This window comes from Cedecea neteri, from assembly GCF_000758305.1.
GTDB classification, from domain to species: domain Bacteria; phylum Pseudomonadota; class Gammaproteobacteria; order Enterobacterales; family Enterobacteriaceae; genus Cedecea; species Cedecea neteri_C.
Genome location: NZ_CP009458.1, coordinates 52477 through 68462 on the forward strand (window position 1 = coordinate 52477; position 15986 = coordinate 68462).

The 15986-nt window shown below is 52.1% G+C and carries 6 protein-coding genes, 2 tRNA genes and 3 rRNA genes; 2 read left to right on the top strand and 9 right to left on the bottom strand.

Annotated features, from left to right (window positions below; all coding sequences use genetic code 11):
* Window positions 1–28 precede the first annotated feature (28 nt).
* Entirely contained in the window at window positions 29–2689 is a 2661-nt protein-coding gene (locus tag LH23_RS00300) for a bifunctional acetate--CoA ligase family protein/GNAT family N-acetyltransferase (protein ID WP_039286829.1), read from the top strand.
* Between the two features lie 114 nt (window positions 2690–2803).
* The gene (pssA, locus tag LH23_RS00305; RefSeq protein WP_039286832.1) at window positions 2804–4159 is read left to right on the top strand and encodes a CDP-diacylglycerol--serine O-phosphatidyltransferase; all 1356 of its coding nucleotides are present in this window, start codon (window positions 2804–2806) and stop codon (window positions 4157–4159) included.
* A 34-nt stretch (window positions 4160–4193) separates the two neighbouring features.
* Here the strand turns inward: pssA and LH23_RS00310 are convergent, their stop codons facing one another.
* From LH23_RS00310 to rluD, 9 genes are all read right to left on the bottom strand, one after another.
* Window positions 4194–5492, bottom strand: coding sequence for an MFS transporter (locus LH23_RS00310; protein WP_039286834.1), 1299 nt, complete (start codon window positions 5490–5492; stop codon window positions 4194–4196).
* A 371-nt stretch (window positions 5493–5863) separates the two neighbouring features.
* Window positions 5864–5979, bottom strand: a 5S ribosomal RNA gene (gene rrf / locus LH23_RS00315).
* A gap of 99 nt (window positions 5980–6078) precedes the next feature.
* A 23S ribosomal RNA gene (locus LH23_RS00320) occupies window positions 6079–8984 on the bottom strand.
* A 197-nt stretch (window positions 8985–9181) separates the two neighbouring features.
* Window positions 9182–9257, bottom strand: a tRNA-Ala gene (locus LH23_RS00325).
* 113 nt (window positions 9258–9370) lie between these two features.
* Window positions 9371–9447: transfer RNA gene (locus LH23_RS00330), tRNA-Ile, on the bottom strand.
* A gap of 68 nt (window positions 9448–9515) precedes the next feature.
* Window positions 9516–11057 (bottom strand): 16S ribosomal RNA (locus LH23_RS00335).
* The 16S, 23S and 5S rRNA genes sit together here with 2 tRNA genes alongside, the layout of an rRNA operon.
* Window positions 11058–11503: 446 nt before the next feature.
* Window positions 11504–14077, bottom strand: coding sequence for an ATP-dependent chaperone ClpB (clpB, locus tag LH23_RS00340; RefSeq protein WP_039286837.1), 2574 nt, complete (start codon window positions 14075–14077; stop codon window positions 11504–11506).
* A gap of 130 nt (window positions 14078–14207) precedes the next feature.
* Window positions 14208–14939 carry a purine nucleoside phosphorylase YfiH gene (yfiH, locus tag LH23_RS00345; protein WP_039286841.1) on the bottom strand — a complete coding sequence of 244 codons (732 nt, stop codon included), beginning with the start codon at window positions 14937–14939 and terminating at the stop codon, window positions 14208–14210.
* Entirely contained in the window at window positions 14936–15916 is a 981-nt protein-coding gene (rluD, locus tag LH23_RS00350) for a 23S rRNA pseudouridine(1911/1915/1917) synthase RluD (RefSeq protein WP_008458156.1), read from the bottom strand. Before rluD ends, yfiH begins: the two co-directional genes overlap by 4 nt.
* Window positions 15917–15986: the final 70 nt, after the last annotated feature.

A 15986-nucleotide genomic window follows, 5' to 3' on the forward strand; every position in this document is an offset into this window, starting at 1 on the left:
TCCTGAACATCACTCAGGGGAGAGCGTCGTGAGTCAACGAGGCCTGGAAGCACTGCTGCGTCCAAAATCCATTGCCGTTATCGGCGCTTCGGCAAAAACCGACCGCGCCGGTTATTTAATGATGCGCAACTTGCTTGCTGGCGGATTCAACGGTCCGGTAATGCCGGTCACGCCGACTCATAAAGCCGTTTGCGGGGTGCTTGCCTGGCCAGATATTGCCAGCCTGCCGATGACCCCCGACCTCGCGATTATCTGTACGCATTCCCAACGCAATCTTACGCTGCTTGAAGCGTTGGGTAATAAAGGCTGTAAGGCCTGTATTATCTTATCTGCTCCCCCAGAGCAATTACCCGAATTGCTGGCCTGCGCCACTCGCTGGCAAATTCGTCTGCTTGGTCCGAATAGCCTGGGCCTTCTGGCTCCGTGGCAGGGACTAAATGCCAGCTTCTCTCCTGTCCCTATCCAAAAGGGTAAACTGGCGTTTATTTCTCAGTCAGCTGCGGTATCCAACACCATTCTGGACTGGGCCCAGCAGCGAGAAATGGGCTTTTCCTGGTTTATCGCGCTTGGCGATAGCCTGGATATCGACGTGGATGAACTGCTTGACTACCTGGCCAGAGATACGAAAACCAGCGCCATCCTGCTGTATCTCGAACATCTGAGCGATGCCCGACGCTTTGTTTCCGCCGCAAGAAGCGCCTCACGTAACAAACCGATTCTGGTCATCAAAAGCGGGCGCAGCAGCAAAGCGCAAACGTTACTGAAAACCCATCCAGGTCTGGATGCCGCCTGGGATGCGGCTATTCAAAGAGCAGGCTTACTTCGGGTACAGGACACTCATGAGCTTTTTTCTGCCGTAGAAACTCTCAGCCATATGAGACCTCTACGCGGTGAGCGGCTGATGATTGTCAGTAACGGCGCAGCACCTGCAGCGCTGGCCCTTGATGAGCTGTGGATACGTAATGGCAAACTAGCGACGTTAAGTGAAGAAACCCTGCAGGCTCTTGCGGGCGTGCTTCCTTCTGGCGTTGAGGCTGGAAACCCGATAGATCTACGTGATGACGCGACGCCCGGTCGTTACCTGCTGGCCGTGGAAAAATTACTGGATAGCCATGATTTTGATGCCTTAATGGTTATTCATTCCCCCAGCGCCGCCGCTCCAGGCACAGCAAGTGCCCTTGCCCTGATCGATCAGCTGCAGCGACATCCTCGTGGTAAATATCTCACCATTGTCACCAACTGGTGCGGGGAGTATTCCTCCCAGGAAGCCAGACGCCTGTTTAGCGATGCCGGTATTCCAACTTACAGAACGCCAGAGGGCGCGGTAACGGCATTTATGCACATGGTCGAGTATCGCCGTAACCAGAAGCAACTGCGCGAAACCCCTGCTCTGCCGGCTAACCTGACGGCAAACGCCAGCGACGCTCACCATCTCATTCAGCAGGCATTGCATCAGGGGGCAACAACGCTGGATACCCATGAAGTCAGGCCGGTGCTTGAAGCTTATGGCTTAGCCACCCTGCCAACGTGGATTGCAGGAGACAGCGCAGAAGCAGTCCATATCGCTGAGCAAATTGGTTATCCGGTTGCATTAAAGCTTCGTTCTCCGGATATTCCCCACAAGTCGGAAGTTCAGGGCGTTATGCTCTATTTGAGAACGGCCAGCGAAGTGCAGCAGGCCGCCGAAGCCATCATCGACCGTGTAAAAATGGCCTGGCCCCAGGCTCGTATTCACGGCCTGCTGGTGCAAAGCATGGCAAATCGCGCTGGCGCTCAGGAATTAAGAGTCGTCGTTGAGCACGATCCGGTATTTGGTCCATTGATCATGCTGGGCGAAGGCGGCGTAGAGTGGCGGCCTGAGAGGCAGGCGGCGGTCGCCCTCCCCCCGCTAAACATGAATCTGGCCCGATACCTTGTCATTCAGGCGATCAAAAGTGGCAAGATCCGAAGCCGGAGTGCATTACGTCCGCTGGATATTGCCGGGATCAGCGAAGTTTTGGTGCAAGTCTCTAACCTGATCGTTGATTGCCCGGAGATAGTGAGGCTTGATATTCATCCGTTACTGGCTTCCGGCAGCGAGTTCACCCTGCTCGATGTCACTTTGGAATTAGCCGAGTTTACGGGGGATGCGGATGCCAGGCTGGCCGTGCGTCCTTATCCTCATCAGCTTGAGGAGCTGGTACAGCTTAAAAATGGCGATCGCTGCCTGTTCCGGCCGATCCTGCCCGAGGACGAACCTCAGCTGCAACGTTTTATTGCCCAGGTAACAAAAGAGGATCTCTACTATCGCTATTTCAGCGAGATCAATGAATTTACCCATGAAGATTTAGCCAACATGACGCAGATCGACTACGATCGAGAAATGGCGTTCGTTGCCGTCAGAAGAATGAAAGGCAGTGATGAGATCCTCGGCGTCACCCGTGCCATTTCAGACCCTGACAACGTTGATGCTGAGTTCGCCGTGCTGGTTCGCTCTGATCTGAAAGGCCTCGGACTTGGCCGACGTTTACTGACTAAGCTCATTGATTACACCAAACAACACGGCCTTCAGCGCCTAAATGGCATCACGATGCCGAATAACCAGGGCATGATTACGCTGGCACGTAAACTGGGTTTCAGCGTCGATATTCAGCTAGAAGACGGCATTGTAAGTCTCACGCTCCCACTGAGTAAAAGCGCAGATTCGTGAGTAAGGTACTGGAAAACATACTCACTTTGCGTAGCAGTAGTGGTATTATCAGCAGGTTCTGACGTCTGGATTTTGCAGAGGGCCATCCAATGAAGAGAGAAGATAAGCACTGTGATGTTGTCTAAATTTAAGCGTAATAAACATCAACAACACCTTGCCCAGCTACCGAAGCTTTCTCAATCAGTTGATGATGTAGAAACCCTGTTCTCCCCAGCGGATTTCCGCGAAACGCTGTTGAAAAAAATCGCCAGCGCAACGCAGCGTATTTGTATTATTGCGTTGTATCTTGAGCAGGATGACGGCGGCAAAGGAATTCTGTCCGCGCTTTATCAAGCCAAACAGCAGCGACCAGATTTGGATGTTTCCGTTCTGGTTGACTGGCACCGTGCTCAGCGCGGACGCATTGGTGTTGCCGCAGCCAACACCAATGCGGACTGGTATCACCGCATGGCCGAACAGTTCCCTGATGTGAATGTCCCGGTCTACGGCGTTCCCGTCAATACTCGCGAAGCCCTGGGTGTGTTGCATTTCAAAGGCTTTATTATTGATGACAGCGTCATCTATAGTGGCGCCAGCCTCAACGATGTTTATCTGCATCAGCATGATAAATATCGCTATGACCGCTACCAAATCATTCGCAACCGCTCGCTGGCTGACATCATGCATGGCTGGGTTAACCAGAATCTGGTGAATGGCCGGGCGGTTCATCGTCTGGATGTCGCCGAGCGCGTAAAAAGCCCGGAAATCAAAAACGATATCCGCCTCTTCCGCCAGGAATTGCGTGAGGCTAATTTTGTCTTCCAGGGTGATGCAGATAACGATCAGCTGTCGGTGACGCCACTGGTTGGGTTGGGAAAATCCAGCCTGCTGAATAAAACGATCTTCCATCTCATGCCTTGTGCGGAGCAAAAGCTCACTATCTGCACGCCATACTTCAACCTACCTGCAGTGCTGGTCCGCAATATCATTCAACTGCTGCGGGACGGCAAGCAGGTTGAGATTATCGTTGGCGATAAGACAGCGAATGATTTCTATATTCCGGAAGATCAGCCGTTTAAGATTATTGGCGCGCTGCCTTATCTCTATGAAATTAATCTGCGCCGCTTCCTCAGCCGCCTGCAATATTATGTGAATACCGGGCAGTTGATTGTGCGTTTGTGGAAAGATGGGGATAACAGTTACCACCTAAAAGGCATGTGGGTGGACAATGAGTGGATGCTGCTGACAGGGAATAACCTTAATCCACGTGCGTGGCGCCTGGACCTGGAAAATGCCCTACTGATCCACGACCCAAAAAGAGAGCTGGAAGGTATCCGTACTAAAGAACTGGAGCTTATCCGCACACATACAACGGTCGTTCAGCATTATCGCGATTTACAAAGCATCGCCGAATATCCGGTGAAAGTGCGCAAACTGATTCGGCGTCTGCGTCGTATCCGTATTGACCGATTGATAAGCCGCATTCTTTAAAAGCTTAAGCCCTGCACTGCAGGGCTTTTTCTTTCTAGAGCTTGATGCCTTTTCCTTTACGGTGCAGCAGCAGAGAAACAGCAAATGCCAGCGCCCCCATCCCAGAGACATACCAGAAGAAGATCGTTTCGCTACCCATCGATTTCAGTGATAAGGCGACATATTCTGCGGAACCACCAAACAAAGCGTTGGCAACCGCATAAGACAGGCCGACGCCCAGAGCACGAACTTCCGGCGGGAACATTTCTGCCTTAAGAATGCCGCTGATTGAAGTGTAAAAGCTGACAATCAGCATCGCCGCCATCACCAGGGCAAAGGCTGCGTAGGGTGAACTAACATTCTGCAACGCCGTCAAAATGGGTACCGTCAATACCGCTGCCAGCCCACCAAAACAGAGCATAGAGCTACGACGGCCAATTTTATCCGACAACGCACCGAAGAACGGCTGAAGTACCATGAAAATAAACAGCGCTAAGGTCATCAACGCACTGGCCGTGTTAGCGTGCATTCCTGCAGTATTCACCAGGTATTTCTGCATATAGGTGGTGAAGGTATAGAAAGCCAGGGAACCGCCGGCAGTGAAGCCAAGCACCATAATGAAGGCTTTTTTATTTTTCCACAGCCCGGAAAGCGTTCCAGCGTCCTTATTCTCGCGGGTGGCTTTATCCGATGTTTCATCCAAAGAACGGCGAAGGTAGAGAGCAACTATCGCCAGCACGGCCCCAATCGCAAACGGGATTCTCCATCCCCAACTACGCAAATCTTCATCACTTAGTACTTGCTGGAGAACGACCACAACAAGCAACGCAGCCAGCTGCCCGCCAATAAGCGTAACGTACTGGAATGAGGCATAGAATCCTTTACGGCCTTCGACCGCCACCTCACTCATGTATGTTGCACTGGTGCCGTACTCTCCTCCAACAGATAAGCCCTGGAACAGGCGGGCTAATAGTAATAACGCTGGAGCCCATGTGCCAATGGTGGCATATCCGGGTAAGCAGGCAATCACCAGCGATCCAAAACACATCATGCAAACGGAGATCAGCATGGAGTTTTTACGTCCATGTTTATCGGCAATGTATCCGAATAACCAACCACCAATCGGCCGCATCAGAAAACCAGCGGCAAAAACACCGGCGGTTTGCAAAAGTTGAGTTGTGGTATTTCCTGTTGGGAAAAAGATATGAGCAAAGTAGAGCGAGCAGAATGAGTAAACATAAAAATCAAACCACTCGACCAGATTCCCTGATGAAGCGCCAACAATGGCCCAGACACGCCGGCGGGTATCGGCTGCCGACGGCACAATATTTGATTCACTTGTTGTTTCAATCATTTTATTTTCTTCTCCTGTCTTCCTGAATGGGTCAAATAGCCCAGGATCCAGTAAAGCAGGAGAAAGAAATTTTATGAGGTGAAGTATCTTGTTGCGGAGTTATTACATTAACTTTTGTGAACAGGCTAAGCTTTTTGCGAAAAGAGGTGGTTTAAAAAGCAAAAAACCCCGGCCTTTCGGTCGGGGTTAATGCTTAATTTGATGCCTGGCAGTTGTATGCCGGGCTGTCCTGCCCGTCACCCTGCGGGCAGCCTCCGGCTGTGCAAAATCGTTCCTGACGATTTTATCCTGCTCTCTGAGAGTTGAAAGTGGTAGAAACCAGAAAACAAAAAACCCCAGCCATCAGGCTGAGGTTTTCTGTTTTATTTGATGCCTGGCAGTTCCCTACTCTCGCATGGGGAGACCCCACACTACCATCGGCGCTACGGCGTTTCACTTCTGAGTTCGGCATGGGGTCAGGTGGGACCACCGCGCTACGGCCGCCAGGCAAATTCTGTTTATTGACCGTTATATTTTTATATAACCATCAACTAAATCCTGAACTAAGCTGAAAATTTACTTCTCTCTAAAACACCTTCGGTGTTGTAAGGTTAAGCCTCACGGATCATTAGTACTGGTTAGCTCAACGTATCGCTACGCTTACACACCCAGCCTATCAACGTCGTAGTCTTCAACGTTCCTTCAGGACCCTTAAAGGGTCAGGGAGAACTCATCTCGGGGCAAGTTTCGCGCTTAGATGCTTTCAGCGCTTATCTCTTCCGCATTTAGCTACCGGGCAATGCCATTGGCATGACAACCCGAACACCAGTGATGCGTCCACTCCGGTCCTCTCGTACTAGGAGCAGCCCCCCTCAATTCTCCAGCGCCCACGGCAGATAGGGACCGAACTGTCTCACGACGTTCTAAACCCAGCTCGCGTACCACTTTAAATGGCGAACAGCCATACCCTTGGGACCTACTTCAGCCCCAGGATGTGATGAGCCGACATCGAGGTGCCAAACACCGCCGTCGATATGAACTCTTGGGCGGTATCAGCCTGTTATCCCCGGAGTACCTTTTATCCGTTGAGCGATGGCCCTTCCATTCAGAACCACCGGATCACTAAGACCTGCTTTCGCACCTGCTCGAGCCGTCACTCTCGCAGTCAAGCTAGCTTATGCCTTTGCACTAACCTCACGATGTCCGACCGTGATTAGCTAACCTTCGTGCTCCTCCGTTACGCTTTAGGAGGAGACCGCCCCAGTCAAACTACCCACCAGACACTGTCCGCAACCCGGATCACGGGTCTACGTTAGAACATCAAACATTAAAGGGTGGTATTTCAAGGTTGGCTCCACGCAGACTGGCGTCCACGCTTCAAAGCCTCCCACCTATCCTACACATCAAGGCTCAATGTTCAGTGTCAAGCTATAGTAAAGGTTCACGGGGTCTTTCCGTCTTGCCGCGGGTACACTGCATCTTCACAGCGATTTCAATTTCACTGAGTCTCGGGTGGAGACAGCCTGGCCATCATTACGCCATTCGTGCAGGTCGGAACTTACCCGACAAGGAATTTCGCTACCTTAGGACCGTTATAGTTACGGCCGCCGTTTACCGGGGCTTCGATCAAGAGCTTCTCCTTGCGGATAACCCCATCAATTAACCTTCCGGCACCGGGCAGGCGTCACACCGTATACGTCCACTTTCGTGTTTGCACAGTGCTGTGTTTTTAATAAACAGTTGCAGCCAGCTGGTATCTTCGACTGCCTTCAGCTCCACCCGCGAGGGGTTTCACCTAACGACAGCGTGCCTTCTCCCGAAGTTACGGCACCATTTTGCCTAGTTCCTTCACCCGAGTTCTCTCAAGCGCCTTGGTATTCTCTACCTGACCACCTGTGTCGGTTTGGGGTACGATTCAATGTTACCTGATGCTTAGAGGCTTTTCCTGGAAGCAGGGCATTTGTTACTTCAGCACCGTAGTGCCTCGTCATCACACCTCAGCGTTAATAAGAGTCCGGATTTACCTAAACTCTCCGCCTACATGCTTAAACCGGGACAACCGTCGCCCGGCTAACATAGCCTTCTCCGTCCCCCCTTCGCAGTAACACCGAGTACAGGAATATTAACCTGTTTCCCATCGACTACGCCTTTCGGCCTCGCCTTAGGGGTCGACTCACCCTGCCCCGATTAACGTTGGACAGGAACCCTTGGTCTTCCGGCGAGCGGGCTTTTCACCCGCTTTATCGTTACTTATGTCAGCATTCGCACTTCTGATACCTCCAGCAAACCTCACAGTTCACCTTCAACGGCTTACAGAACGCTCCCCTACCCAACAACACATAGTGTCGCTGCCGCAGCTTCGGTGCATGGTTTAGCCCCGTTACATCTTCCGCGCAGGCCGACTCGACCAGTGAGCTATTACGCTTTCTTTAAATGATGGCTGCTTCTAAGCCAACATCCTGGCTGTCTGTGCCTTCCCACATCGTTTCCCACTTAACCATGACTTTGGGACCTTAGCTGGCGGTCTGGGTTGTTTCCCTCTTCACGACGGACGTTAGCACCCGCCGTGTGTCTCCCGTGATAACATTCTTCGGTATTCGTAGTTTGCATCGGGTTGGTAAGCCGGGATGGCCCCCTAGCCGAAACAGTGCTCTACCCCCGAAGATGAGTTCACGAGGCGCTACCTAAATAGCTTTCGGGGAGAACCAGCTATCTCCCGGTTTGATTGGCCTTTCACCCCCAGCCACAAGTCATCCGCTAATTTTTCAACATTAGTCGGTTCGGTCCTCCAGTTAGTGTTACCCAACCTTCAACCTGCCCATGGCTAGATCACCGGGTTTCGGGTCTATACCCTGCAACTTAACGCCCAGTTAAGACTCGGTTTCCCTGCGGCTCCCCTATACGGTTAACCTTGCTACAGAATATAAGTCGCTGACCCATTATACAAAAGGTACGCAGTCACCCCATAAAGAGGCTCCCACTGCTTGTACGTACACGGTTTCAGGTTCTTTTTCACTCCCCTCGCCGGGGTTCTTTTCGCCTTTCCCTCACGGTACTGGTTCACTATCGGTCAGTCAGGAGTATTTAGCCTTGGAGGATGGTCCCCCCATATTCAGACAGGATACCACGTGTCCCGCCCTACTCTTCGAACTCACAGCCTGTGCATTTTAGTGTACGGGAGTATCACCCTGTACCCTGCGACTTTCCAGACGCTTCCACTAACACACAAACTGATTCAGGTTCTGGGCTGCTCCCCGTTCGCTCGCCGCTACTGGGGGAATCTCGGTTGATTTCTTTTCCTCGGGGTACTTAGATGTTTCAGTTCCCCCGGTTCGCTTCATTACGCTATGTATTCACGTAATGATAGTGTGTCGAAACACACTGGGTTTCCCCATTCGGAAATCGCCGGCTATAACGGTTCATATCACCTTACCGACGCTTATCGCAGATTAGCACGTCCTTCATCGCCTCTGACTGCCAGGGCATCCACCGTGTACGCTTAGTCGCTTAACCTCACAACCCGAAGATGTTTCGCTTCAGATTATGAAAATTTGAGAGACTCGAACATGTCTTAACCTCATTCTTTATTACGGAAGAATGAGACGACATGTCGTTTCAATTTTCAGCTTGTTCCGGATTGTTAAAGAGCAAATACTTCGCAGCACACCGTCACCGGTACACTCTGAAGTAGATTTTTGTGCATGAAATGATGGTGGAGCTAAGCGGGATCGAACCGCTGACCTCCTGCGTGCAAGGCAGGCGCTCTCCCAGCTGAGCTATAGCCCCATCGATTTCGTAAAACCTTTGATTACCATGAATTTTCATCTGGTCAAGGCGCAACTTAGCGACGCATACTGAGGTATGCGAGTCTGAGGTGCAACGCAGAACAGGGGAAAATTTGGTAGGCCTGAGTGGACTTGAACCACCGACCTCACCCTTATCAGGGGTGCGCTCTAACCACCTGAGCTACAAGCCTATAAGGTTTTACTGCTCGTTTTCTATCAGACAATCTGTGTGAGCACTACGCGGGTTGTATCTATTAGGTAAGGAGGTGATCCAACCGCAGGTTCCCCTACGGTTACCTTGTTACGACTTCACCCCAGTCATGAATCACAAAGTGGTAAGCGCCCTCCCGAAGGTTAAGCTACCTACTTCTTTTGCAACCCACTCCCATGGTGTGACGGGCGGTGTGTACAAGGCCCGGGAACGTATTCACCGTAGCATTCTGATCTACGATTACTAGCGATTCCGACTTCATGGAGTCGAGTTGCAGACTCCAATCCGGACTACGACGCACTTTATGAGGTCCGCTTGCTCTCGCGAGGTCGCTTCTCTTTGTATGCGCCATTGTAGCACGTGTGTAGCCCTACTCGTAAGGGCCATGATGACTTGACGTCATCCCCACCTTCCTCCAGTTTATCACTGGCAGTCTCCTTTGAGTTCCCGGCCGAACCGCTGGCAACAAAGGATAAGGGTTGCGCTCGTTGCGGGACTTAACCCAACATTTCACAACACGAGCTGACGACAGCCATGCAGCACCTGTCTCAGAGTTCCCGAAGGCACCAATCCATCTCTGGAAAGTTCTCTGGATGTCAAGAGTAGGTAAGGTTCTTCGCGTTGCATCGAATTAAACCACATGCTCCACCGCTTGTGCGGGCCCCCGTCAATTCATTTGAGTTTTAACCTTGCGGCCGTACTCCCCAGGCGGTCGACTTAACGCGTTAGCTCCGGAAGCCACGCCTCAAGGGCACAACCTCCAAGTCGACATCGTTTACGGCGTGGACTACCAGGGTATCTAATCCTGTTTGCTCCCCACGCTTTCGCACCTGAGCGTCAGTCTTTGTCCAGGGGGCCGCCTTCGCCACCGGTATTCCTCCAGATCTCTACGCATTTCACCGCTACACCTGGAATTCTACCCCCCTCTACAAGACTCAAGCTTGCCAGTTTCGAATGCAGTTCCCAGGTTGAGCCCGGGGATTTCACATCCGACTTAACAAACCGCCTGCGTGCGCTTTACGCCCAGTAATTCCGATTAACGCTTGCACCCTCCGTATTACCGCGGCTGCTGGCACGGAGTTAGCCGGTGCTTCTTCTGCGAGTAACGTCAATCGCTAAGGTTATTAACCTTAACGCCTTCCTCCTCGCTGAAAGTACTTTACAACCCGAAGGCCTTCTTCATACACGCGGCATGGCTGCATCAGGCTTGCGCCCATTGTGCAATATTCCCCACTGCTGCCTCCCGTAGGAGTCTGGACCGTGTCTCAGTTCCAGTGTGGCTGGTCATCCTCTCAGACCAGCTAGGGATCGTCGCCTAGGTGAGCCATTACCCCACCTACTAGCTAATCCCATCTGGGTTCATCTGATGGCAAGAGGCCCGAAGGTCCCCCTCTTTGGTCTTGCGACGTTATGCGGTATTAGCTACCGTTTCCAGTAGTTATCCCCCTCCATCAGGCAGATCCCCAGACATTACTCACCCGTCCGCCGCTCGTCACCCAGAGAGCAAGCTCTCCCGTGCTACCGCTCGACTTGCATGTGTTAGGCCTGCCGCCAGCGTTCAATCTGAGCCATGATCAAACTCTTCAATTTAAAAGTGTTTGATGCTCAAAGAATTAAAACTGTTTATAAAATCAGTAGTCACTCTTCAAGACTTGATATTTGTTTGCATCCGAAGATGCTGAGATATCAATCCTGCGAGCGCCCACACAGATTGTCTGATAAATTGTTAAAGAGCAGTGAGTTAGGCGCTTTCGCTTGCTAACTCGAGGTGGCGTATATTACGCCTTCCTCTTTCAGAGTCAAGCGTTTATTTTCGCTTTCGTCCGACTGACTTTCGGGTTGTGAAGCCGCTTTCGAAGCCGCTTCGCCGTGTCAGTGGAGGCGCATTATAGGGAGTTCTCAGAGCCTGACAACCCCTAATTTGAAAAAACTTTCTGACTGCTCACTTTCCAGGCTAAAAGTATAAAACCCGGTCAGCAATGGCTGTTTTACAAACAAAAACGAGCCCGGATGGGCTCGTTTTTTCGTTAAGTGACTTACTGTACAGCTACGATGCGGTCGTCTTTGACTTCCAACTTTATTGTTTTGCCAGGAATCAGCTCACCGGAAAGGATTTGCTGAGCCAATGGGTTCTCAATTTGCTGCTGAATAGCGCGTTTCAACGGACGTGCACCGTAGACCGGGTCGTAACCGTTCTCGCTGATGAGCTTCAATGCGTCATCTGAGATACTTACGCCATAGCCACGCTCTTCCAGCCGTTTGTAAAGACGCTGCAACTGAATCTGCGCAATAGAAGCAATGTGGCGCTCACCGAGAGGATGGAAGACAACAACCTCATCGATACGGTTAATGAACTCCGGACGGAAGCTTTGACTCACCACGCCCAGCACCAGATCCTTCATATGGCCGTAATCCAGTTCACCGAAACGCTCCTGAATTAAGTCTGAACCAAGGTTAGAGGTCATAATGACAACCGTATTGCGGAAATCAACAGTACGGCCCTGCCCATCGGTCAGACGACCGTCGTCCAGAACCTGCAGCAGAATGTTAAACACATCCGGATGCGCTTTCTCTACCTCATCCAGCAGGATCACGGAATAAGGACGACGACGAACAGCTTCCGTCAGATAGCCACCTTCTTCATAACCAACATAACCCGGAGGCGCACCCACCAGCCGCGATACGGAATGTTTCTCCATAAACTCGGACATGTCGATACGCACCATCGCATCGTCGCTGTCGAACATAAAGTTCGCTAACGCCTTGCACAACTCCGTCTTACCTACCCCGGTTGGCCCCAGGAACAGGAACGAGCCGATTGGGCGATTAGGGTCAGATAACCCGGCACGGCTACGACGAATCGCATTAGAGACGGCTTCGACGGCTTCATCCTGACCAATCACACGCTGATGAAGCTCTTTTTCCATGCGCAGAAGTTTGTCGCGCTCCCCTTCCAGCATTCGGGCAACCGGGATCCCGGTCCAGCGAGCCAGGACTTCGGCGATTTCGGCATCCGTCACTTTATTACGCAACAGACGCATGGTTTTCCCTTCGCTTTGGGTCGCCGCGGCCAGCTGTTTTTCAAGCTCTGGAATTTTGCCGTACTGCAATTCAGACATGCGACCAAGATCACCCACGCGGCGAGCCTGCTCAATTGCGATTTTCGCCTGTTCAAGCTCAGCCTTAATGGTCTGTGTACCTGACAGCGAGGCTTTCTCCGCTTTCCACTCTTCTTCGAGCTCCGAATACTGACGCTCTTTATCTTCGAGCTCTTCATTCAACATGCTGAGACGCTTCTGACTAGCTTCATCAGATTCTTTCTTCAACGCCTGTTGTTCCAGCTTGAGCTGGATAATGCGGCGGTCAAGACGGTCCAGCTCTTCCGGCTTGGAGTCTATCTGCATACGAATGCTGGATGCGGCCTCATCAATAAGGTCAATCGCTTTATCCGGCAACTGACGATCGGCAATATAGCGGTGAGACAGCGTAGCTGCCGCGACAATCGCCGGATCGGTAATTTGCACATGGTGATGCAGCTCATAGCGTTCTTTCAGCCCACGCAGAATTGCGATGGTGTCTTCTACTGAAGGCTCAGCCACAAACACTTTTTGGAAACGACGCTCAAGCGCGGCATCTTTCTCGATATATTGGCGGTATTCATCAAGCGTGGTTGCGCCAACGCAGTGCAGTTCACCACGAGCAAGCGCCGGCTTAAGCATATTCCCGGCATCCATTGCGCCGTCTGCCTTGCCTGCGCCCACCATGGTATGCAACTCATCAATAAATAGAATGACGTTGCCTTCCTGCTTAGCGAGATCGTTCAGCACGCCTTTAAGACGCTCTTCAAATTCGCCCCGGTATTTGGCGCCAGCCACCAGCGCCCCCATATCCAGCGCAAGCACGCGTCGGCCTTTCAAGCCTTCAGGTACTTCACCATTAATGATGCGCTGTGCAAGCCCTTCAACGATGGCCGTTTTACCGACGCCCGGTTCACCAATCAGGACCGGGTTATTTTTGGTACGGCGCTGCAATACCTGGATAGTACGGCGAATTTCTTCATCACGGCCGATTACCGGGTCCAGCTTGCCTTGTTCGGCCCGCTCAGTTAAATCAACGGTATATTTCTTCAATGCCTGACGTTGGTCTTCGGCACCTTGATCGTTCACGCTCTCCCCTCCACGCATTTGCTCAATCGCGGCGGTGACGTTGGCTGGCGTTGCGCCTGCCGCTTTCAGCAGGTCGGTCAAAGTGCCGCGTGAGTCAAGTACCGCCAGAACAAACAGCTCTGACGAAATAAAGTTGTCGTTTCTTTTTTGTGCAAGCTTGTCGCACAGGTTCAATACGCGCACCAGATCCTGAGAAGGCTGGACGTCGCCGCCGGTACCTTCTACCTGCGGCAAGCGACTGAGTGCCTGCTCGATGTCGGTACGTAATTTGCCCGCATTGACTCCCGCAGAGGTCAGTAACGGACGCACGGATCCTCCCTCCTGATTGAGCAGAGCGCTCATCAGATGCAGAGGTTCGATGAATTGATTGTCGTGCCCAAGAGCAAGAGATTGGGCATCGGCGAGAGCAAGCTGGAATTTATTGGTAAGACGATCCAGACGCATAACTCCTCCCATAAACAGGTCAAATTTGCTACTGGAGATTAAATGAGGTCATCCCTCAATTATTCAAGGTTAATGACCTGAAATATATGAAGCGTGAGCTACCCGCACTGGATCGTCTTGATTCGATAGGTTATATCAGCCAGATGAAACTTGCCATACGACCTGTGGTTCTGTCGCGCCGGTATGAGAAGAAATCACCGCTTTCGGTCCAGGTACAGCGGTCGCCGCCGTACAGCTGCGTAACACCCACGTTCGCCAGCCGCTGCCTTGCAAGCTGGTAGATATCAGCATAGTACTTTTCACCCGCTGCACGGAAAGCGCTTGCCGCTTTTTCGTCCTTTGCCATAAAGGCTTCACGGACTTCCGGCCCCACCTCAAATGCCAAAGGGCCAATTGCTGGCCCGAGCCAGGCACGAATATTCTGCGGGCGATCCTGGAAACAGGCTACCGTCTCTTCGAGCACGCCTTCACATAAACCGCGCCAGCCAGCGTGCGCTGCCGCGACTTCGGTTCCGGCTTCATTACAAAACAGCACCGGCAGACAATCCGCCGTCATTACCGCACAAACCGTCCCCGGCGTATTGCTATAAGAAGCATCCGCTCGCTTTGAGGCATATGGCTCGCCCGTGAGCTTCAATACCGTTTTACCGTGCACCTGCTCAAGCCAGACTGGCTTCGAAGGCAAGTCTGCAGCTGCATAAAATAACCGGCGGTTCTCTTCAACATGAGCCAGATCGTCGCCGCAATGGGCGCCCAGATTCATCGAGTCATACGGCGCGAGGCTAACGCCACCCACGCGGGTTGAGCTACAGGCAGCAACGCCTGCCGGAAGCGGCCAGTGCGGGACGATCGTTTTGGTCATAGCCAGTCCAGTTGATCTTTATGGGTTTCGGTATCAGCACGTAGCGCTTCGATCAGTTCAACCATATCCTGTGGGATCGGCGCGCTCCACTCCATCAGAATACCGCTGATAGGATGGTACAGGCGCAGCATGGTCGCGTGTAGCGCCTGGCGGTCAAACTTGCGCAGTACGCTGACGAATTCTTCCGATGCGCCTTTCGGCGGACGAGGACGGCCACCGTAAAGCTGATCACCCACCAGCGGATGGCTGATATGTGCCATGTGAACGCGGATCTGGTGAGTACGGCCGGTTTCCAGGCGCAGACGCAGGCGCGTATGCACGCGGAAGTGTTCCATAATGCGGTAGTGTGTCACCGCTGGTTTGCCCATTGGATGCACGGACATGTGGGTACGTTTAGTTGGATGGCGGCTGATTGGTTCTTCTACCGTACCACCGCCAGTCATGTGACCAATAGCCACAGCTTCGTACTCACGGGTAATTTCACGCAGTTGAAGGGCTTCAACCAGGCGAGTTTGCGCCGGAACAGTTTTTGCTACAACCATCAGGCCGGTGGTGTCTTTATCCAGACGGTGCACAATACCCGCACGCGGCACATCCGCAATTGGCGGATAATAGTGCAGCAGCGCATTCAACACCGTGCCGTCCGGATTGCCCGCGCCGGGGTGTACAACGAGATCGCGTGGCTTATTGATCACCAGAATATCTTCATCTTCATAGACGATATTCAGCGGGATGTCCTGAGCCTCCCAGCGCACCTCTTCTTCAATTTCAGCATTGATGGTTACGCTTTCGCCACCCAACACTTTCTCCTTCGGCTTGTCCCAGACAACGCCGTTGACCGTAACTCGCTGGTCAAGAATCCATTCTTTTATGCGCGAACGCGAATAATCCGGGAACAATTCGGCCAATGCCTGATCTAAGCGTTGACCCAGTTGTGAATCGGACACCGTTTCGGTGAGTTGTACTAGTTGTGCCATAGACAGCTTCTTTCGTTAACGTTGGGTTTTACGGCAATGCCGTTTAATATAATGTGCTATTGTAGCTGGT